The 19,992-nt window shown below is 38.9% G+C and carries 21 protein-coding genes; 14 read left to right on the top strand and 7 right to left on the bottom strand.

The genetic code is table 11. The annotated features are described in order from the left end of the window. Positions 1–39 precede the first annotated feature (39 nt). From RI844_RS15705 to RI844_RS15680, 6 genes are all read left to right on the top strand, one after another. Positions 40–684: a hypothetical protein gene (locus RI844_RS15705; protein WP_348395614.1), complete on the top strand. Its 645-nt coding sequence runs from the start codon at positions 40–42 to the stop codon at positions 682–684. Positions 685–1,265: 581 nt separating this feature from the next. Next, on the top strand, positions 1,266–1,880 hold the full coding sequence (lexA, locus tag RI844_RS15700) for a transcriptional repressor LexA (protein WP_348395613.1): 615 nt from the start codon (positions 1,266–1,268) through the stop codon (positions 1,878–1,880). A gap of 378 nt (positions 1,881–2,258) precedes the next feature. After that, positions 2,259–3,800 carry a cytochrome c oxidase subunit II gene (gene coxB / locus RI844_RS15695; RefSeq protein WP_405054417.1) on the top strand — a complete coding sequence of 514 codons (1,542 nt, stop codon included), beginning with the start codon at positions 2,259–2,261 and terminating at the stop codon, positions 3,798–3,800. Positions 3,801–3,869: 69 nt separating this feature from the next. Further along, entirely contained in the window at positions 3,870–5,405 is a 1,536-nt protein-coding gene (gene ctaD, locus RI844_RS15690; protein WP_348398367.1) for a cytochrome c oxidase subunit I, read from the top strand. Positions 5,406–5,417: 12 nt separating this feature from the next. Further along, positions 5,418–5,987, top strand: a complete 570-nt coding sequence (locus RI844_RS15685; protein WP_348395612.1) for a cytochrome c oxidase assembly protein — start codon at positions 5,418–5,420, stop codon at positions 5,985–5,987. A gap of 17 nt (positions 5,988–6,004) precedes the next feature. After that, positions 6,005–6,886 carry a cytochrome c oxidase subunit 3 gene (locus tag RI844_RS15680; protein WP_348395611.1) on the top strand — a complete coding sequence of 294 codons (882 nt, stop codon included), beginning with the start codon at positions 6,005–6,007 and terminating at the stop codon, positions 6,884–6,886. Between the two features lie 189 nt (positions 6,887–7,075). On the opposite strand, the gene RI844_RS15675 is transcribed toward RI844_RS15680, so the two are convergent. Then, a complete protein-coding gene (locus RI844_RS15675; protein WP_348395610.1) occupies positions 7,076–7,285 on the bottom strand; it encodes a DUF2909 domain-containing protein in 210 nt (69 codons plus the stop codon). 41 nt (positions 7,286–7,326) lie between these two features. Here RI844_RS15675 and RI844_RS15670 point away from each other — a divergent pair, with 41 nt between their 5' ends. The 6 genes from RI844_RS15670 to RI844_RS15645 all read left to right on the top strand — a co-directional run bounded on the left by RI844_RS15670 (position 7,327) and on the right by RI844_RS15645 (position 12,227). Further along, positions 7,327–8,103, top strand: coding sequence for an SURF1 family protein (locus RI844_RS15670; protein ID WP_348395609.1), 777 nt, complete (start codon positions 7,327–7,329; stop codon positions 8,101–8,103). A gap of 53 nt (positions 8,104–8,156) precedes the next feature. Further along, the gene (locus RI844_RS15665; protein ID WP_348395608.1) at positions 8,157–8,723 is read left to right on the top strand and encodes a hypothetical protein; all 567 of its coding nucleotides are present in this window, start codon (positions 8,157–8,159) and stop codon (positions 8,721–8,723) included. Beyond that, positions 8,723–9,745: a COX15/CtaA family protein gene (locus RI844_RS15660; protein ID WP_348395607.1), complete on the top strand. Its 1,023-nt coding sequence runs from the start codon at positions 8,723–8,725 to the stop codon at positions 9,743–9,745. The genes RI844_RS15665 and RI844_RS15660 overlap by 1 nt, the downstream gene beginning before the upstream one ends. Positions 9,746–9,753: 8 nt before the next feature. Next, the gene (gene cyoE, locus RI844_RS15655; protein ID WP_348395606.1) at positions 9,754–10,668 is read left to right on the top strand and encodes a heme o synthase; all 915 of its coding nucleotides are present in this window, start codon (positions 9,754–9,756) and stop codon (positions 10,666–10,668) included. A gap of 17 nt (positions 10,669–10,685) precedes the next feature. Then, the gene (locus RI844_RS15650) at positions 10,686–11,324 is read left to right on the top strand and encodes an SCO family protein (RefSeq protein ID WP_348395605.1); all 639 of its coding nucleotides are present in this window, start codon (positions 10,686–10,688) and stop codon (positions 11,322–11,324) included. Between the two features lie 183 nt (positions 11,325–11,507). Continuing rightward, the gene (locus RI844_RS15645; protein ID WP_348395604.1) at positions 11,508–12,227 is read left to right on the top strand and encodes a YebC/PmpR family DNA-binding transcriptional regulator; all 720 of its coding nucleotides are present in this window, start codon (positions 11,508–11,510) and stop codon (positions 12,225–12,227) included. Between the two features lie 91 nt (positions 12,228–12,318). Here RI844_RS15645 and RI844_RS15640 read toward each other — a convergent pair whose 3' ends face one another. From RI844_RS15640 to RI844_RS15620, 5 genes are all read right to left on the bottom strand, one after another. Next, entirely contained in the window at positions 12,319–12,984 is a 666-nt protein-coding gene (locus RI844_RS15640) for a glutathione S-transferase family protein (protein ID WP_348395603.1), read from the bottom strand. A gap of 33 nt (positions 12,985–13,017) precedes the next feature. After that, entirely contained in the window at positions 13,018–14,067 is a 1,050-nt protein-coding gene (locus RI844_RS15635) for a polysaccharide deacetylase family protein (protein ID WP_348395602.1), read from the bottom strand. A gap of 363 nt (positions 14,068–14,430) precedes the next feature. Next, entirely contained in the window at positions 14,431–15,714 is a 1,284-nt protein-coding gene (locus RI844_RS15630; RefSeq protein ID WP_348395601.1) for a hypothetical protein, read from the bottom strand. Further along, on the bottom strand, positions 15,711–15,995 hold the full coding sequence (locus RI844_RS15625) for a DUF2249 domain-containing protein (RefSeq protein ID WP_348395600.1): 285 nt from the start codon (positions 15,993–15,995) through the stop codon (positions 15,711–15,713). Before RI844_RS15625 ends, RI844_RS15630 begins: the two co-directional genes overlap by 4 nt. Before the next feature lie 20 nt (positions 15,996–16,015). After that, positions 16,016–16,453, bottom strand: a complete 438-nt coding sequence (locus tag RI844_RS15620) for a hemerythrin domain-containing protein (RefSeq protein WP_348395599.1) — start codon at positions 16,451–16,453, stop codon at positions 16,016–16,018. A gap of 243 nt (positions 16,454–16,696) precedes the next feature. Here RI844_RS15620 and RI844_RS15615 point away from each other — a divergent pair, with 243 nt between their 5' ends. Both RI844_RS15615 and RI844_RS15610 read left to right on the top strand, forming a co-directional pair. Continuing rightward, positions 16,697–18,052, top strand: coding sequence for an MATE family efflux transporter (locus RI844_RS15615; protein WP_348395598.1), 1,356 nt, complete (start codon positions 16,697–16,699; stop codon positions 18,050–18,052). A 6-nt stretch (positions 18,053–18,058) separates the two neighbouring features. Further along, on the top strand, positions 18,059–19,315 hold the full coding sequence (locus RI844_RS15610; RefSeq protein WP_348395597.1) for an MFS transporter: 1,257 nt from the start codon (positions 18,059–18,061) through the stop codon (positions 19,313–19,315). Between the two features lie 80 nt (positions 19,316–19,395). Here the strand turns inward: RI844_RS15610 and nfuA are convergent, their stop codons facing one another. Further along, on the bottom strand, positions 19,396–19,974 hold the full coding sequence (gene nfuA, locus RI844_RS15605; RefSeq protein WP_348395596.1) for a Fe-S biogenesis protein NfuA: 579 nt from the start codon (positions 19,972–19,974) through the stop codon (positions 19,396–19,398). Positions 19,975–19,992: the final 18 nt, after the last annotated feature.

Raw genomic sequence — 19,992 nt, 5'->3', positions numbered from 1 at the left:
CTTCTTGTACAGGCTTTTACTTTTATAGGAAGCTGCTACATGGATTTAAAGAGTGTTTTAACCGATGGCGTAAGTGATTTTTACAGTGAAAAATATCAATCAGCATTAGATAAGTTTGTATACTTCTTTGACAATACCTCTGAGAGTAGTGAATGGGCGGGAGTTAGATTATCATTTGGTTTATCTACATGGGGTGAGCTTGCTAAGGTATACCCTGACGCAAAAGATAAGCTGGTAGCAAGAAAAAATATAGCTTTAAAAGAGTATAATTCTGATCCCACAAAGGAAAAGTTTAAAACCTTTGCAAGTATTTGTAGATACTTAGGTTTAGGTAATGAAGTCCTAGACATTTTTTATCAATATCACTTATCAAACAAGCAATATGCCCAACTAACTTTTGACCCTACGTATGAATACTTGATAGAGGCTGAAAGGTATTCTATTTGTGCTGAGTACATAGATTATTCAAAAAAATATGAGCATGTTTTTTATGTGTTTGGAAGAACTGACAAAGTACCTTTAGAAATTAAGTTATCTCATTTAAAAAAAGCGCTAATTCCATTATTCAAAATATTGAATTTAAACCCCGACTCCGAAATATACGCAAAATATACTCAAAAATTAGTAAAAGATTTAAATAAACATGATATACAAAGCCTATATGTCGAAATCATTAATGGCTAAATTGGTTCGTTCAATACTTCCGTTCATGGCACAAACCTGCCGGATGAAGTCACCTTAAAACTGGAGGAGATCCCATCCAAAAGCATGATGGGATGACGGAGTGTTTTTCTAATATCGAATGGTGGCTCATGGCACTGAAGGGACGGATCGAGGTGCAAACTTGGGCATTGGTTGCTTTACTCAATAGCCTGCATGGGAGCATATAAGGGCCTTGAACCAAATTTCACATTTCATTTTTTTAAACCTCTCAATGATGCCTATTGGTTAGTGCTATGTAACTCTACTCACCGTTATCGCGCTTATAAGCTCACCCAACATAAAGTATTTTTACTGTCAGCTCCTATTTCACATAGACCATCCATATAAAGTCAAATATAACAATACTTTATAAACATTCCTACTTTGCATAGTTGGGAATTGACTTAAATATGCAATTTCCCCCCTCTGGACAAAATATCAATTGGAACTGGAAACCACACACACAAATTAGTATTTAAAAATAATAAGTTGCGTTTAATTTATAGCTGTATATACTGACAGTACAATGTACTGTACAGAAAAACAGGTTACTCAAAAATAATATGCGCCCACTTACCAATAGACAGCAACAAATATTTGATCTCATTAAAGAAAAGATAGCCGATACCGGAATGCCACCTACGCGTGCTGAAATTGCTGACTTCTTTGGTTTTAAGTCGGCGAATGCGGCTGAAGAGCATTTAAAGGCTCTCGCTAAAAAAGGCTTTATCGAAATGTTGCCAGGTACTTCTCGTGGCATTCGTTTAGCCGAAGAGCATATTGAAGAAGAAGGTTTACCATTAATTGGCCGAGTTGCCGCCGGTGAACCAATATTGGCGCAAGAGCATGTTGAAGAGCATTACAAAATAGATGGCAACCTGTTTCATCCTGCCGCTGATTACCTATTACGGGTAAATGGCGAGAGCATGAAGGATATTGGTATTTTAGACGGTGATTTATTAGCGGTGCATCAAACAACTGATATTCAAAATGGGCAAGTTGTTGTTGCTCGAGTTGAAGATGATGTCACCGTAAAGCGCTATAAACGTGACGGTAATGTGGTTTATTTACATGCTGAAAATGAAGATTTTTCACCTATCGTTGTTGATTTAGCCAACCAACATTTCAATATTGAAGGTCTAGCTGTTGGTGTTATTCGTAGTGCTGACTGGATGTAGTCTATAGCGACTTTACCAGTACAAAAAACGAACTACAAAAAGGCTGAATTATTTATTTAATTTAGCCTTTTTCTTTTGCCTGCACCCCTTTAATTTCGCCTAACCCATTCAAATTTAGTAGTATTTGCTCTACAGATTTCTCATTAAAAAAATTAACTTTTTTCTAACAAAGCACTAGACCTTGTTTAAAAATTAAGTAATTCTAGAGTGGATAATATACAAATATTACACTGTAGACTCCCTACCCCATTCATCGATGTAGGTTTTTTACGTAACACAATAATAAAAATAAATTACGGAAATTAGAGACATCGAATAAAGATGTATCTTGTCCTTATTTCTGTATTTTCTAGGCTAATAAAGCAGAGGAGATGTCGAGTGAAGAGACGTAACCTGGGTTGGCTGTTGTTGGGAAGTTTAATTTCCAGTTCAGCTTGGGCAGATATGCAACTGAATATGACAAAAGGGGTGACAGATGTCAGCCAAAATGTCTATGAACTGCATATGTTGGTAATGTGGATTTGTACGGTAATTGGTGTCGTTGTTTTTGGCGCTATGTTCTGGTCAATGATATTCCATCGAAAGTCCAAAGGGGCAAAACCTGCCACATTTCATGAAAGCACCAAAGTAGAAATTCTTTGGACCGCGATTCCAATTTTAATCCTTATCGGTATGGCATGGCCTGCGACCACTACATTAATTAATATGGAAGATAACAGTAATTCTGATATCACCGTTCAGGTTACTGGTTCACAATGGAAATGGCATTACAAATATTTTGATCAAGATATTGAGTTTTACAGTGTTTTGTCTACACCTAAATCACAATTTGATAACCGTGAAGGTGACAATGGCGAAAAGTGGTCAAATGAAAATTATCTTTTAGAAGTAGATAAGCCATTAGTAATCCCAGTAAACCGCAAAGTTCGTTTCTTGATCACTTCCGATGATGTAATCCATTCGTGGTGGGTACCAGCATTTGCAGTTAAACAAGATGCTAACCCAGGTTTCATCAATGAAGCTTGGACACTTGTAAATGAACCAGGTATTTATCGCGGCCAGTGTGCTGAGCTTTGTGGTAAAGATCATGGTTACATGCCGATAGTTGTTGATGTTCGCTCGGAAGTTGATTACGAGCTTTGGATTAATGAGCAAAAAATTGCCATGACTAAAGCCGCGGAAGCAGAAGCACAATCGCTTACCGCTAAACTTCCTATGGAAGAATTAATGACACTGGGTGAACAAACTTATGCCGCGCACTGTGCTGCATGTCACCAACCTACAGGTATGGGTTTACCTCCTGCATTCCCTGCTCTTAAAGGCAGCGAAATGGCAACAAGTGCAGATAAACTTGGCGATCACATTAATGTAGTTTTCAATGGCCGTTCTGGTACAGGTATGCAAGGTTATGGCAAGCAATTATCACTTAAAGAAATTGCTGCCGTTGTAACTTATGAGCGTAACGCCTGGGATAACAACACAGGCCAAGCAGTACAACCTGCCGATGTTAAGGCTGCAGTTTCAGGTAATGATGGCGCATCGATTTCTGACGCGGCACCTGCTGCAGCGGTTGAAGAAGCAGTAGCCGTTGAGACAGCAGAAGTTAGTTTAGACGACTTATCTATGGATGAGTTGATGAGCAAAGGTGAAGCAGTATACAACACCAGTTGTGCCGCTTGTCACCAAGCTTCAGGCGCTGGTATGCCACCAGCATTCCCAGCCTTAAAAGGTAGCCCCATTGCCACTGGCGATGTTAATGCACACATTAGCATGGTAGCCGATGGTAAAGCAGGTACTGCCATGATGGGCTTTGCTGCACAGTTATCTCCACAAGAGATGGCCGCAGTAATTACTTATGAACGTAACGCCTGGGGCAATAGCACCGGTGATATGGTTCAAGCTAAAGATGTAGCCAAATAAGGGGGAATGATTATGACAACAGCAACAGACACACTAGATCATCATGAAGACGATCATCATGATCATAAAATGACTGGCATTAAGCGCTGGTTATACACAACAAACCACAAAGATATTGGTACCCTTTATCTATGGTTCTCATTCATTATGCTGCTTACGGGCGGCGCAATGGCCATGGTAATACGGGCCGAGCTATTTCAGCCCGGCCTACAAATAATAGAACCAGACTTTTTTAACCAAATGACCACAGTGCATGGTTTGATCATGGTATTTGGCGCCATCATGCCAGCCTTTACCGGTTTGGCTAACTGGATGTTACCTATGATGATTGGTGCTCCAGATATGGCACTGCCTCGTTTGAATAACTGGTCATTCTGGATATTACCATTTGCCTTTGGCATTTTATTGTCTTCATTGTTTATGGAAGGTGGCGGACCTAACTTTGGTTGGACGTTCTACGCACCTCTATCGACAACGTATTCAAATGGTAGTACTGCGTTCTTCGTATTTGCTGTTCATATTATGGGGATCTCGTCAATTATGGGGGCAATCAACATTGTTGTTACCATTATGAACTTGCGTGCTCCAGGTATGACTTACATGAAAATGCCATTATTTGTGTGGACCTTTTTCATTACTGCCTACCTATTAATTGCCGTTATGCCGGTGCTCGCGGGTACCGTAACTATGGTATTAACCGACACCTACTTTGGTACAGATTTCTTTAATGCTGCCGGTGGTGGTGACCCGGTAATGTTCCAGCATATTTTCTGGTTCTTCGGCCACCCTGAAGTTTACATCATGATATTGCCAGCCTTTGGTATTGTTTCAACCATTATTCCTGCGTTTGCACGTAAGAAATTATTTGGTTACAGCTCTATGGTTTACGCAACATCATCGATTGCCTTCCTGTCATTTATTGTATGGGCGCATCACATGTTTACCACAGGTATGCCGCTTGCTGGTGAATTGTTCTTTATGTACTGCACCATGTTAATTGCCGTGCCAACAGGGGTTAAAGTATTTAACTGGGTAGCAACAATGTGGAAAGGGTCTATGACCTTTGAAACACCGATGTTGTTCTCAATTGCGTTTGTGATTTTATTTACTATTGGTGGCTTCTCTGGATTGATGTTGGCGATGACGCCGGTAGATTTTCAATATCATGATACTTACTTTGTAGTAGCGCATTTCCATTACGTATTGGTTACCGGCTCATTGTTCTCTATTTATGCCGGAGCATATTACTGGTTACCTAAATGGACAGGCAACATGTACAACGAGAAGTTAGGTAAATTCCATTTCTGGTGTTCACTAATTTCAGTAAACTTATTGTTCTTCCCTATGCATTTCTTAGGCCTTGCTGGTATGCCACGTCGTATTCCAGATTACGCCCTACAATTTGCTGACTTTAACAAGTGGGTGAGCATTGGTGGTTTTGCCTTTGGTTTGTCACAACTAATATTCTTAGTGTTGGTGATCAAATGTATTCGTGGCGGTGAGAAAGCGCCGGCGAAACCTTGGGATGGTGCAGAAGGCTTAGAGTGGGAAGTTCCATCTCCTGCGCCTTATCACACATTCTCAACACCACCGGAAATTAAGTAATAGGGAAAACACATGACTAAAGATCAGGCACAGCCAATGAACAAAAAAGTGAAAAAAGGAGTAACGAAACTTGTTGTTACTGTATTTGCTATGTTCGCTTTTGGCTTTGCTTTGGTACCTTTATACGATGTGTTTTGTGATATCACTGGGTTAAACGGTAAAACAGCAAACACTGCTGCAACCGTTAATGAAGATGGCATAGACACTTCAAGAACAATTCGAGTTCAATTTATAAGTCGTACTGCAAAAGGTGCGCCTTGGCAATTTAAGCCAGAAATGAACTCTATTGATGTTCACCCAGGGGAAATGAAATTTGTAAAATATTACGCTAAAAATGAATCAGGTCGAGATGGTGTTGCGCAAGCAGTACCATCTGTTTCACCAGGTCAGGCAGCTAATTATTTTCAAAAAATTGAATGTTTTTGCTTTAATCAGCAACCATTACAAGCAAATGAAGATGCCTGGTTACCACTGCAATTTTATGTGGATCCAGAACTGCCAGAACATATCACTGAGCTAACCTTGTCATATACCTTGTATGACATTACAGCGAGTGAAACTTCGACCGAAGTTGCAGAATAACGCGTAGGGGAAAACTAATGACAACAACAAAAGATTATGAAAGTTATTACGTACCAGATCAAAGTAAATGGCCAATTGTTGGCGCCGTTGCTTTATTTTTAATCGCAGTTGGTGCGGGTAATTATGTGGCTAACCTAGATACCGGCGAGGGTATTGGTGGTTGGGTGTTACTGGCCGGAATCGCCTTGGTTATATACATGTGTTTTGGTTGGTTTAGCAATGTAATAAACGAATCAATGAGTGGTAAATACAGTGCGCAAATGGATAATTCATTTCGCCAGGGGATGAGCTGGTTTATATTTTCTGAAGTAATGTTTTTTGCTGCATTCTTTGGCGCCTTGTTTTACGCACGAATGATCAGTGTGCCTTGGCTTGGCGGTGCTGGTAATAACTTAGAAACATTCCAAGTATTATGGCCTGAATTTCATGCTGCATGGCCATTAACGACTACGCCAGATGGCACGACTACCGAAGCCATGGGTTGGAGCGGCTTACCGCTGTATAACACAATTTTGCTAATGACCTCATCAGTTACGGCTCACTTTGCGCATGTTGCTTTAGAGCAAAACAAGCGTGGTGCATTGAAAGTCTGGTTGGGGATCACCGTTTTACTCGGTTTAGCGTTTTTAGTGCTTCAAGTTGAAGAATATATTCATGCTTATTCATCGATGGGATTAACCCTGGCAAGTGGTATTTATGGTAATACCTTCTTTATGCTCACCGGTTTCCACGGCATGCACGTTACCTTAGGTACCATCATGTTAATTGTGATGTTCTGCCGTGTATTAAAAGGTCACTTTACCCCTGACAACCATTTTGCTTTCCAAGCGGCTAGCTGGTATTGGCATTTTGTCGATGTGGTATGGGTACTACTGTTTTTATTCGTTTATATACTGTAGTAACTTAATAAAAAACCGCGCTTAACAATTGGCGCGGTTTTTTAATTTTATCGATCTAGAAATAGATCCTGAAACAAGTTCAGGACGACACTGGTGTGTTGGTTGAGTTCAGGACGACACTGGTGTGTTGGTTGAGTTCAGGACGACACTGGTGTGTTGGTTGAGTTCAGGACGGTTGATAATCGAACGCTAATATGGTCTTGGGTTTGGAGTTATTAATCCTGTTGCAATACCAATAAGCAAGATAAACACAATAATGGCTGAGAGCATAACTCTGCGGCCAATATATTTAGACATAGGTGGTTGTGCTGATGAGTTTTTATTCATTACCACCATCGCTCGAAACAAGTTGTAAATCATAAACGCTAAAAAAACAGCGATGAAAATTTTATAAACCAATGTTTTGCCCTTATTTTTATTAATGTTGTAGTGGCTAATTCATGAATACTAAATCTGTTAAAACCTCAGAGCTGCCCTCTTATTTAGCTTCATGGAGCTTGCCATGGGTTATCTTTACCTTGCTTGTATTTGCTGGATTAATCAAGCTAAGTCTTTGGCAGTTTGAACGCAGCGCTGAAAAACAACAACGTTTGAGTAATATTGCAGTATTAAGCCAGCAACAAGCTTTGGATCTTAATGTTGTATTAACTGACACCAATATTAATGCAGGTTCAATTAACGACATCCCTGTGGCGCTAGCAGGAACATTTAATAACCAATATAAGTTCCTACTCGATAACCAAACCCATAAAGGGAAATTAGGTTATCGAGTGCTGCAAGTATTTCATGATATTCGTTCAAAAAAATCAGTATTGGTTAATCTAGGCTGGGTACAAGGCTCAATTGACCGAAGTTTTATACCTACGCTAAGTGACATAAAAAACACTAAAAACATCCTCGGCAATATCAGAATTATTGAGCAAGGCATTGTTTTAACTGAAGAACAATTAAGTATAGACAATTGGCCGCAACGAATTCAACAAATAAACATCGATAAAATATCGCGACTAATTAACATTAAGCTCTTGCCCTTTGTGGTTTTCTTAGATAAAAAAGAAGATATCGGTTATATAAAAAACTGGCAACCAATTGTTATGCCACCCGAAAAACATACAGGTTATGCGGTGCAGTGGTTAACTTTGGCTATTGCTTGGTTAAGCTTAATGATTTGGGCAAGCTTTAAAACATATCGAAGCCAAATTGATAGCAAGAAATAAAAAGCAACCTTAATAATAAAACTAGAACAATAATAAAAACAACAAGGCTACTAATGACCTCTTCAGCAACAAACAATCAGCGAAAATCAAGACGCACATTATTATTGGTGCTCGCCGCATTTATTCTGCCAATAGTATTAGCCAAGTTGGCTTTAGATAATCAATGGTTTAACTATGGTGTAACAAACCAAGGTCAATTATTACAACAACCATTAACGCTTGAAGAAATTGGTCTTGAAAAAGCTGATATTAAGCAATGGTTTGTCATTTATTCGTTACCAGAAAATTGCGATGAGCATTGTCAACAAACCTTAATGGGTATTGAACATGCTTATTTAGCGCTTGGCAGAGAAACACCACGGGTAACCCCTATTGCCCTGAGCAACTCACCATTTAACGCAGAACAATTACAGTACATTAATGATAAGCATTGGCGCGTTATTGATACTCCTGTTGCCGCGCAAAGTGCGTTATCGTCAAACCAAATTTATGTAGCCGATCCATTAGGGAATATTGTTCTAACCTACACCCAACCAGCAACTGTTGAGGATATTCCAGCCTTTGGCAAAGCTATGTTAAGTGACTTGAAGAAGCTATTAAAATATTCGAGGATTGGCTAATGCACAATTCTATACAAGCTCCCAACAAAGCCGCCAACACCCGTAAATTAGTCTTTGTTGCCATTTTATTGGCCTTAGTCGTTATCACCCTTGGCGCTTATACCCGTTTAACTCATGCCGGTTTAGGTTGCCCTGACTGGCCTGGCTGTTATGGTTTTATTGATGTACCTGAAACTGCTGATAAAATAGCAATAGCTGAATCTGCATTCCCAGAACGTCCCGTAGAACCAGAAAAAGCATGGAATGAAATGATCCATCGATACTTTGCCGGCACGTTAGGGTTATTGATTGCGGCAATATTCATCTTTTCATTTAAACATCGTGATAAAGGTTTACCGTTATTTTTACCGTTAATTCTGGTATGTACGGTGATATTTCAGGCTGCACTTGGCATGTGGACAGTAACGATGAAGCTTATGCCTATTGTAGTGATGGGACACTTGCTGGGCGGTTTTGTCACCTTATGCTTATTGTATTTATTGTACCTGCGTCTGTCTCCTTACCGGGTCCCCAGCGAAGATTACAACTTACGCAAATATCAGGTTTTTGCTTTTATTGGTATCGCTATTTTAACACTACAAATTGCGCTTGGCGGTTGGACGTCGAGTAACTATGCGGCACTGGTTTGTACACAGCTGCCCATTTGTCAGGATGGTTGGATGGAACAACTTACCTTTACCAATTCATTTGATTTAATACCGCCGGAGCGTGAAACCTACGAATTTGGTTTTTTAAGTCACGCTGAACGCATCACTATTCATGCCATGCATCGCATTGGCGCGATCGTTACCACGCTTTACCTTGCTTGGTTAGCGTTTAGTGTGTTTAGCAATGCACAATCAAGTTTTTTCAAGAAAAACGCACTATTTATTGGCTTTATATTAACCTGCCAAGTTGCCCTTGGCGTGAGCAATATTGTATTTACTTTACCGCTGCCAGTTGCCGTAAGTCACAACGTTGTGGCCGCACTGCTAATGTTAAGCATGATCACTTTAAGCTATAGCTTAAGACGAAAAATTTAGGAGCCAAGATGAGTAAAGCAAGCGTAGATACAATCGATGCGATAGATACTAGCCCAGTTTCTTGGCGCGAATATTACGAAATAACCAAACCTAAAGTTGTCGCTTTATTGGTGTTAACAGCGTTAGTCGGCATGAGCTTATCTGTTCCTGGAGCAATTCCTTGGCAAATTCTTTTGCCAGCAATGTTAGGTATAGGTTTATTATCATCGGCTTCAGCTGCGATAAACCATATTGTTGATCAAAAAATTGATGCCATTATGGCGCGCACCCATAACCGTCCACTCCCCAATGGCCGTATTAGTAATAAAAACGCAATCATCTTTGCCAGTGCATTATCAATTATTGGTTTCGTTATGCTCTATGCGTTAGTTAACCCGTTAACCGCTTGGTTGACGTTTTCTGGTTTAGTTGGATACTCGGTAATTTATACTATGTATTTAAAACGAGCGACCCCGCAAAACATCACCATTGGTGGTTTAGCTGGTGCAATACCACCACTGTTAGGTTGGACGGCAATGACCAATGAAGTTCATCCGCATGCATTGTTATTGGTGTTATTGGTCTTTGTGTGGACACCGCCACATTTTTGGGCACTTGCAATTCATCGCCGCGACGACTATGCCAAGGTGAACATTCCAATGCTACCAGTAACCCACGGAATTACTTTTACCAAAACTCAAATATTGCTGTATACAATTTTATTATTTATTGTTGGCTTAATGCCTTATTTAGTCGGCATGAGTGGCTGGATTTATCTAGTTGGCGCTTGTGGGTTAAACCTCACATTTTTCGCCTATGCATGGAAATTAAAGTTTAATGCCGAAAAAGATACCGCAATGAAAACTTTCCGTTTTTCTATTGTGCATTTAATGGTGCTGTTTGTTGTGCTGTTAGCAGACCATTACATTTTGCCGGCCGGTTAGGGATACTTTCACACACTATGAATAAGCTATTAATACTGATCTTGGCTGTTGCTTCAACAGCCATAGGTGCATTTGTATACCAACACCATTTTAATAACCAACAGCCTGAGCATGCTTTAATGTATCAACAGCCTCGTACTATCCCAGGCTTTGAGCTTACTGATCATCATGGCAACGCATTTACTAACGAGCAACTAAAAGGAAAATGGACGTTGTTCTTTTTTGGTTATACATCATGCCCCGATGTGTGCCCGGTAACATTACAAGAGTTGAATTATATTTATCCACAACTTAAAGAAATTACCGCTAATAATGTTCAAGTTGCGTTAGTTACAGCTGATCCTAAGCGTGATACTCAAGTAAAACTGAACAGTTATATACGCTATTTCAATGAAGAATTTTTTGCCCTTCGTGCCGGCCATGAAGTGTTATTTCCCTTTGCCCGCAGTTTAGGCCTAATGTACGGCATTGTTGAAGATACCAGTGATGAATATTATTTAGTCAATCACAGTGCATCCATTGTGTTAACGAACCCACACGGCCAAATCCAAGCGATATTCAAACCGGTACAAACCGATCCTATGGCCATACCAAGCATTGATTCAGAAATAATGCTCAGTGATTTTGAAAAAATTTACCAACAAAAAAATAAATAGGGTCAGCTCTAAATTAAATTTCGGTTTAGGCATAAGCCTTGAAAATCAGTAATTGCGTCCCTATTTAATCAAGTAACTGAGTATTTAATACAATAATTTTGAGCTATGTTGAAAGCTAGTGGTATAATTCGCATTATTATTGATAAAATCATCCACATTTAAAATTTATAAGAGCAGATTAAGATGGGCAGAGCTTACCAAAACCGTAAAGCCGACATGGCAAAAACGGCGGGACAAAAAACTAAAGTTTATTCAAAGTACGGTAAAGAAATTTACGTAATTGCCAAAAATGGTGGTTTAGACCCAGATGGTAACTTAGCGTTGCGTCGCATCATTGATAAAGCCAAAAAAGATCAAGTTCCTACGCACGTAATTCAAAATGCAATCGACAAAGCTAGCGGTGCTGGTGGTGAAAACTACGAGCCTGCACGTTATGAAGGTTTTGGCCCTGGTGGTTGCATGGTTATTGTCGATTGTTTAACCGACAATACTAATCGTACGATTAAAGATGTACGCCAGGCATTCACTAAAACCAATTCAAAAATTGGTGGCCCAGGTTCCGCTTCTTTTATGTTTGATCATCAAGCATTATTCGTATTTAAAGGCGATGATGAAGATGCAATTCTAGAGCTGTTAATGATGGCTGATGTTGACGTTACTGATGTTGAACTAGAAGAAGGTTTGATCAGTGTATTTGCACCGCATACTGAATTTTTTAAAGTAAAAACAGCTTTATCAGAAGAAATGCCTGACATTACTTTTGAAATGGAAGAGATCACTTGGATCCCACAAGATTATAAAGCCATTACCGATGAAGATGATATTGCTGCATTTGAAAAATTCATGGCAATGTTAAATGACAGTGATGATGTACAAAATATTTATCATAACGCTGAACTGTAATTTAGTTTATTGCTAAACAAAGGGCTGAAAATTTAATTTTTCAGCCCTTTTTTATAGCAAAATTTAATTTAGTTCTGACCCTATTTATTGATCACATTACACCCATTGCTTTAAAAGCTGCAATTTCTTCAGCGATTACTTTGGCAAATATAGGCAAGCTATGAACTCGGTCAATGTAAGCTGCAACTTTTGGCCACTTGCTTGCATCACAATCAACTTTACAATGTTTCAAAAACACAAACATTGCACCTACACTTAAGTCGGCCAAGGTAAATTCATTCCCCACCAAGTAATCATCACTAAGTTCCGTTTCTAAATAAGTAAAAATACTTGGGATTTCTTCATTTAATGCCAAATCAATATCCGCTTGTATTGGCTCTCGATTAAAGAATGCTTTTGCTAAAAACATCTCAACAAACAAGTGTCCACCCAGAGAGCTTACAATGGTACTACTCGCATACTGATTAAACCAAAGTGCTCGCGCCGCTAGAATGTTATCCGCTGGTAGCAGAGAATTATTTGGATATTCACGTTCAAGAAAAGCAATGATCACATCAGAATCGGTAATAAAATTGTCGTCAATTTGAAATAATGGAATTTTACCCGTTGGGCTATTATCGACAAAAGTTTGTGGTTTATCGGGGCTAAACGGAAAAACCGGTACTTGTGTATAATCTAGACCTTTAAAAGCCAGCGTTAAGCGAACTTTTCTAACAAATGGTGCAGGCTCAGCGCCATACAATGTTAATGAAGCCATAATGTTTCCTTGTAAATGTTTATCTAAATACTGTTAATCTGTGTACCAGCTACCGTCTGCTTTTGGTACAAACCAAGGTTTTGAATACCAATAAAAACGCCCAGGCTTTGAAATGCTTGGCGCGGTGCAATTACTTCGATTTCTGCCGGGGTTAAAGTTAGCGTCAAAGCTCATGGTAAAGCTCTCTTTACCTTGCCAAACTATTTCAGCCTTATCGCCACCGGCAATAAAACAAGCAAGCATATTCGGATAAAAATCATCAAGACTGATTTCTACTGTTTTTTCTGGCTGCTCTCCATAAGGCACTATTGTTTGGGCTCTTTGGCTTTTCGCCGACACCTTAAAAGCCAACGAGTTAAGCTTATCTTTTAACGGCCCAAGTTGATCATAGGGCATAGATGCAGGAAAGCGTGGAATTGCAGTAATATCGGTAGTATCACCTACTGGGCCCGATTGCTGAGTAAATACAGCGTAGCCCATTGACGCTAATTTTTTCTGCGCTTGCGGGGTATATTCACCGTAAGGCAGAGCAAAATATTTCCAGTTTTGTGCTATTTTTTCATTAATTATCTGTTCAGATTGTTCAAGCTCCTTCAGCTTTTGTTCAAGCCAGGTTTGTCCATCGACTCCTTTAGGCGTTTTAATTAAAGAGTCGTGTACCAAGCCATGATTAGCAATAAGTACACCGTCATCTGACATTTGTTTTATTTGCGACCAATCTAAGTACACGCCACTTTTATTCGGTACCGTATTCGGGTTGATAAACATAGTGTATGGGTAGCCAAATTTTTGTAATAACGGGTGACCATTGTATAAGATATCGCTATAACCGTCGTCAAAAGTGATCACCACAGTTTTATCTTCTAACGGTTGCTTGGCTTTTAATTTGTTGACCATGTCAGATAGTGGGATCACTTTGAAATCATTATCTTTTAAATAATTAAGATGTAGTTCAAACTGTCGCGGGCTAATTGACGTGCTTTTTGGGGTTTTGTCACTTACATGGTGATACACCAAAATAACGGTTGCTTGCGCAAGGCTTGAAAACAAAGACAGTAAAATTACAAATAATGTTTCTTTCATAGATAATATTTAGTGAGATCCCGTAGTATATACCCGTTGCCTTTCATAGTGATGGATTTCAGTGGAATTTAAAAGCAATTTAGACAAGGCATTAATTTTAGAGAATGGTCGTTCCATTGTTAAAGTTAATAACGCAGTATAAATTGCTTTTAAATCCATCGAAGAATAGCTTGAGCAGCGGTACTACTTCGTTGCAATTATTTGTAAGGGAATAACCATTACTACATAACTACGCCTTGTATTGGCATCGCTCAAGCTCTCTGAAACCATCATATTGAATGGTAACGGGTATGTTTCATTCAGAATAGAGTCATTTAATTGATTTTGCTAATAAAAAGGTGATTATTTTTATTTCAGGTAAGTTTAATTTTCAATTTGCTTTATCGTTGCATTATATAGCCTTTTACATCGCACTAATAAAACAAGCAACCAGCAAAACTCCATAAGTAGAGTGAATGCCAATAACAAGTAAAATTGATTAAAAATTAAAGTAAGCACTAAAACTAAGGCTGTACACAAATGTAGATAAAAAAGTTTCTTGCCGTGTTTGGGGGGTAAAAACTGATGCATGTTAGGGAGCAATTGCATCAAAGAAAAATCAAGAAGACAACGCTGTTGTAGGTGAGTATAAGACAAGAAAGGCATAATTTTTAACATCATGCCAAAAATGATAGAAATCACATATAAGAAGATCACCATGGCTGCTAACGTCAATGTTGGTTGCTCTACCCCGAAGGCCATTAGCAAATTTTCTGGCAGCAAATACAGTATAAATACAGTGATCATCGAAACTGCCGAGAAACGCCAAAAATTTACCGTAGTATCAGGGATCTTGCGTTTGCGTAAACTCAGTAAGTAACATAAGTAACAGATGAATAAGCTATTCACTATCAGCAGTAAAAATACTAATTCTTGCACATGCCCCTTGCTGATTATTACCGACAATAACAATACGATAATAAGCCAGGGTAAATAGTTACGTATCCTCTCATTAAATTCTGGTGCTACATGAAACATTGGAATAATTTGAAAACTAACGGCGATTATCAAAAGCGAAAACCAACCAGCAATCCCCCATATGGCGTGCAAGTCGGTGACATACTTGTCGAAAGGAATGATATGCCATCCCAAGTTTCGCGCCAGCATCAATAAACCTAAAATTAAAGTAAATAAAAGTGCACATAGTGCAAAACGGATGGTGACTATACTGCTACCTTGGCTTAATTTTTTTACCAATACCGAAATCAAAGCCACCAGATATATGCCATAACCAAAAGAGAGAAGAATAACTGCTGCTATTTTTAATATGGAAATTGGCCAAATAAAACTCGCGATTAAGCTAGATGTGCCAAATACGTGGAATATTAAAAATGTATTAGCAACTTGTTTTACTTTCGGTATACCAATGCCACCAATCACCGGTAAAATTTGTAACAACGCCCCCATCATTACTGTTGTAATAAAGCCTAAGGTAAAGCAATGGGTGATAGCCAGCATATTCGGGTGCCAACGAGTTTGCCAGACTTCATGGCCTGAAATCAGTATTAACAAGGCACCACCAAGCGCAAATAATACGGCACAAACAAAGAACCGAAAAATGATATTTATTTCGGGTAAAGCAGAAAAATTAAGACCACTCAGATTCATTGCGGCTCAGATGCTGGTTGCTCGGCTTTGTTACGTAGCTGCAGGCTAAATTTATCTTTATCTGTTGCACGATAAATAAAAATTTGAAATTGCTGTGCAGTTAATTTTTTACACTGATAAGCCCAACCGGCTGCGGCAAGCTTTTCGTATAAAGGAAACGGTTCGCGCCGGTGAAATACCTGTAAGTATTCGTTTACTTGCAACCTAGCCAATGCGGTTATAATTTCAGTCATTGGTTTTGGCGGTTCTAGTTCACTTACATCTAAATATACTTGCTGCATTTACATTACCTAGTGCAGCATCAATCGCAATGTTGTTTTAATTGTGCTGTCATTTGTTCAGTATCACTGATATTTTGCTGGCACATAGGATAAAGCATCATTTCTTCTTTCATATTATGTTGTTGCATTAACACCATTAATGTTTCTGAAAAACCGAGGAAGTCTTCACTATTTTTCTCAGCTAATGATTTATTTAACGATGTCAATAAGCCACGCATTTGTTCATGCTCCATGCGCATAACGTGTGTAGGACCAGAAGTCATGCCTGTTGCCTGTTCAAACTCTGGAAAAAGTATCTGCTCTTCTGCCTGTAAATGCAGTTCAAGTTCTAGGGTAAACGCCTGCCACTTTTGCTCAGCCAAGTTCCAGTTAGATTTAGCAACTTCCGCTTCCGCTTCAGCAAAAATATCATCACAATGGCGGTGTTTATCAGTCATATAATCGGGGATAGCATTCATCTTCAATTCCTGAGAGTTCAATTAAGGTAACAGCTTGAATGCATTCTACCTGCATAACCATTTAGGACTTTGACCTATATTAAGGAATGTTAAATTTCAGTTACTATTTTTAAAATTTCAAATGAAATGGAATCATTATTCATAGCTATTTGCTCATCGGATCCCGTATTATGTTGGCTTATGAATTAATTCATTCGCTTGATTCTACTAATAAAATGATAATTTTAAAATTAAGGTGAGCTTTTGACGGCAAGTAAGCAACAACAAGAACGAAAGGCGTTATTTGCACTCGCCATTCCGATGATTTTATCTAATGTTACGGTACCATTATTAGGCTTGGTAGACACCGGCGTAATTGGCCATCTACCCGAAGCTTACTTTTTAGGAGCTACAGCTGTTGGCGCAATGATAATTACCTTCATTACTTGGTTTTGCGGCTTTCTCCGCATGTCTACTTCGGGCCTTGCTGCGCAAGCTTACGGTAGTGAAGACAGACAACAGATACTCCTAGTATTAAGCAGAGGACTAGTCGTTGCATTCATCATCGGCCTGCTAATGATTGTTCTACAAACCCCTTATATAAATGCCTCTTTATGGTTGTCTGGTGGTAGTGAACAGGTGCAATTTTATGCCCGTCAGTACACTGAAATAAGAATATGGGGTTTCCCTGCCGCTTTAGCTAATTTAGTGATTTTAGGTTGGTTATTAGGCCTGCATAAAGCCAAGCTTGCTATGTGGCTGTTAATTGTCACCAATGTCGTTAACTTAAGCTTGGATTTACTCTTTGTGTTAGGATTTAACTGGCAAATAATGGGCATAGCAGTCGCTACCTTAATTGCCGAGTATTCAAGTTTGATCTTAGGTTTATACTTTGTTGCTAAAGCCCTAAATATTCATCATAAAGATTTAATTAAAACGTTAACTGAGACTAAAACCTCATTGTTCAACAGAGTATCTTTTAGCCCTTACTTAAAACTTAATCGCGATATTGTTATTCGTACATTGTGTTTAGAAATATGTTTTGTATTTATTACCTTTCAAGGTGCAAGACTAGGCGATACGGTAGTTGCTGCCAATGCTATTTTACTTAATTTTTTGTTACTGATTTCGTTTGGTTTAGACGGAATTGCTTATGGGGCCGAAGCCAGAGTTGGTAGAGCAAAAGGTTCTAAAGATCCAGTAGCTTTATCTCTTGCAGTAAATACGGCATTAAAATACAACTTTATGTTCGCGATTATTTATAGTTTTTTCTTTTACTTGTTCGGCTTAGAATTTATTAACATTTTATCTGATATACCTGAAGTTGTTGCTTATGCCAGTGAGTTTCTCCCCTGGATTATTGCCTTGCCGATATTAGCTTGCTGGTGTTATTTATATGATGGTGTGTATATAGGTTTGACCGAAGCCGCTACAATGCGAAATTCAATGGTAATTTCAACATTCGCTTGTTTCTTCCCATGTTGGTTGCTGTTACAAGGTTACGGAAATCATGGTATATGGGCCGCATTTTGTCTATTTATGGTGGCACGAGGAATTACTCTTTTCTATCATTTCAACAAAAACAAACATCGCTTTTGCGAAAATGACAAAAAGGTTTAGAGCTAAATGTTTATTACCCTGGCAATAGTAATTTTGGCAATGATAATTGCCTTACTTACACTGACAAAAGTACTACACCTACCGCGCAATGTTGCAGTACTTTTCTTTACTATGCCATTATTGATGTGTATCACCCCAACCATTACCTTCATTGGCGGGTTACTTGCGAGTAAAATTGCCCCGGATCCAAGTTTAGCGACATTACCCATGACCATAATGATCGTAGGAATGGCGGCCAGTACCTTTTTAGTCTCTAAATTATCGAGCAAATTAGGCCGAAAAACTGCAACCAATATAGGTTTTGTCATTGCCATCATTGGTACTCTAATCGCTATATTCAGCGCTACAATAGCCAATTTTAATTTGTTTATATTGGCAACATTCTTAATGGGCTCAAGTATGGCCTTTGCTCAGCAAATGCGTTTTGCAGCCCTAGAAAGTGTAAGCTCGGGAAATGCGGCTAAAGTTATTTCGGCGTTAATGCTTTCAGGTATATTTGCCGCCATGATAGGGCCTGAAATAGCCTTAATGGCGAAAGACTGGATCACAGCACCACATGGTTATGCTGGTTCCTTTTTAGGTTTGTTAATTTTACTAGTAATTTCACTTTCGGTGTTTCAATTGTTTACCGATCCAAAAGTTGAGCAGCATGATATGCAAGATGCTCAGGAAAGACCACTAAGTGAGATTATAAAACAGCCTATATTTATCATCGCCTTACTCTCAGCAGCCATTGGTTATGGTCTAATGAGCTTCGTCATGACCGCAACACCACTTAGCATGCATGCTATGGACGGGCACTCGTTAGTAGACACGAAATGGGTTATTCAAAGCCATATTGCTGCCATGTTCTTGCCCTCATTATTTACTGGCGCATTAATTAAACGATTCCATTCTGCAAATGTTCTATTTGTTGGCACTTTAATGTTCGCTGTAGTTACCATTGTTGCTTTAAATGGCCAACAAGTAATGCACTATTGGTGGGCGATGGTATTACTTGGAATTGGATGGAACTTCTTATTTATTACCGGCACAGTATTATTACCTGAAAGTTACCGTGGTAAAGAACGTTTTAAGGTGCAAGCATTAAATGATTTTATAATCTTTACAGTACAAGCATTTGTGTCTTTGCTGGCAGGGTGGATTTTATTCAGCAGTAATTGGACGATTCTGATATACAGCACAGTACCATTTATAATAATCATGCTACTGGTATCTACATGGCATTACAAACAAAGAAAGAATTTGAAATTAGAAACCTAAACCCATTTTTCTGCTTTACCTTTCTGCACAAAAAAACCGGCTGATGCCGGTTTTAAAATATTATCTTAAGCATTGAAGTTTTAGTAGTAAGAGTGCTCACCACGTTGATGTTCAGTTACGTCACGAACACCTTTGATTTCACCAGCCATAACTTCGATTAGCTGTTTTTCTACACCATCTTTAACGGTTAAATCGATTTGGCTACAACCATTACAGCCACCACCAAATTGTAAAATTGCATAGCCATCTTCAGTCACTTCCATTAATTGGCAATCACCACCATGACCAGCTAACTGTGGATTAACTTCGGCTTGAATGAAGTAATTAACTCGCTCAAATAATGGTGCATCGTTATCTACTTTGCGTAATTTGGCATTTGGTGCTTTCAGAGTTAGCTGTGAACCCATTTGGTCAGTAACAAAATCAACTTCAGCATCTACTAAGAATTTTTCGCTGTCTTTATCGACCAGCGCGGCAAAACCTTTATATTCAATACGAATATCATCAGGCTCTACAGCTTCAACAGGACAGTACGATACACCACACTCAGCTTGTGCAGTGCCAGGGTTTACCACGAAAACTCTAATACAAGTGCCTTCGGCTTGCTGTGATAATAACTTGGCGAAATGCTCTTGTGCGGTATCTGAAATTTTAATCATCTTTGTTTCCATTAAATA

This window comes from Thalassotalea fonticola (assembly GCF_032911225.1).
Classification (GTDB): domain Bacteria; phylum Pseudomonadota; class Gammaproteobacteria; order Enterobacterales; family Alteromonadaceae; genus Thalassotalea_A; species Thalassotalea_A fonticola.
This window is presented reverse-complemented; position numbering and strand designations above follow the sequence as displayed.

Excerpts from the sequence above, each read along its gene's own strand:
- RI844_RS15705 (WP_348395614.1), top strand. The coding sequence starts at position 40 with ATGGATTTAAAGAGTGTTTTAACCGATGGCGTAAGTGATTTTTACAGT.
- lexA (WP_348395613.1), top strand. The coding sequence starts at position 1,266 with ATGCGCCCACTTACCAATAGACAGCAACAAATATTTGATCTCATTAAA.
- ctaD (WP_348398367.1), top strand. The coding sequence starts at position 3,870 with ATGACTGGCATTAAGCGCTGGTTATACACAACAAACCACAAAGATATT.
- RI844_RS15685 (WP_348395612.1), top strand. The coding sequence starts at position 5,418 with ATGACTAAAGATCAGGCACAGCCAATGAACAAAAAAGTGAAAAAAGGA.
- RI844_RS15680 (WP_348395611.1), top strand. The coding sequence starts at position 6,005 with ATGACAACAACAAAAGATTATGAAAGTTATTACGTACCAGATCAAAGT.
- RI844_RS15670 (WP_348395609.1), top strand. The coding sequence starts at position 7,327 with ATGAATACTAAATCTGTTAAAACCTCAGAGCTGCCCTCTTATTTAGCT.
- RI844_RS15665 (WP_348395608.1), top strand. The coding sequence starts at position 8,157 with ATGACCTCTTCAGCAACAAACAATCAGCGAAAATCAAGACGCACATTA.
- RI844_RS15660 (WP_348395607.1), top strand. The coding sequence starts at position 8,723 with ATGCACAATTCTATACAAGCTCCCAACAAAGCCGCCAACACCCGTAAA.
- cyoE (WP_348395606.1), top strand. The coding sequence starts at position 9,754 with ATGAGTAAAGCAAGCGTAGATACAATCGATGCGATAGATACTAGCCCA.
- RI844_RS15650 (WP_348395605.1), top strand. The coding sequence starts at position 10,686 with ATGAATAAGCTATTAATACTGATCTTGGCTGTTGCTTCAACAGCCATA.
- RI844_RS15645 (WP_348395604.1), top strand. The coding sequence starts at position 11,508 with ATGGGCAGAGCTTACCAAAACCGTAAAGCCGACATGGCAAAAACGGCG.
- RI844_RS15640 (WP_348395603.1), bottom strand. The coding sequence starts at position 12,984 with ATGGCTTCATTAACATTGTATGGCGCTGAGCCTGCACCATTTGTTAGA.
- RI844_RS15635 (WP_348395602.1), bottom strand. The coding sequence starts at position 14,067 with ATGAAAGAAACATTATTTGTAATTTTACTGTCTTTGTTTTCAAGCCTT.
- RI844_RS15630 (WP_348395601.1), bottom strand. The coding sequence starts at position 15,714 with ATGAATCTGAGTGGTCTTAATTTTTCTGCTTTACCCGAAATAAATATC.
- RI844_RS15625 (WP_348395600.1), bottom strand. The coding sequence starts at position 15,995 with ATGCAGCAAGTATATTTAGATGTAAGTGAACTAGAACCGCCAAAACCA.
- RI844_RS15620 (WP_348395599.1), bottom strand. The coding sequence starts at position 16,453 with ATGAATGCTATCCCCGATTATATGACTGATAAACACCGCCATTGTGAT.
- RI844_RS15610 (WP_348395597.1), top strand. The coding sequence starts at position 18,059 with ATGTTTATTACCCTGGCAATAGTAATTTTGGCAATGATAATTGCCTTA.
- nfuA (WP_348395596.1), bottom strand. The coding sequence starts at position 19,974 with ATGATTAAAATTTCAGATACCGCACAAGAGCATTTCGCCAAGTTATTA.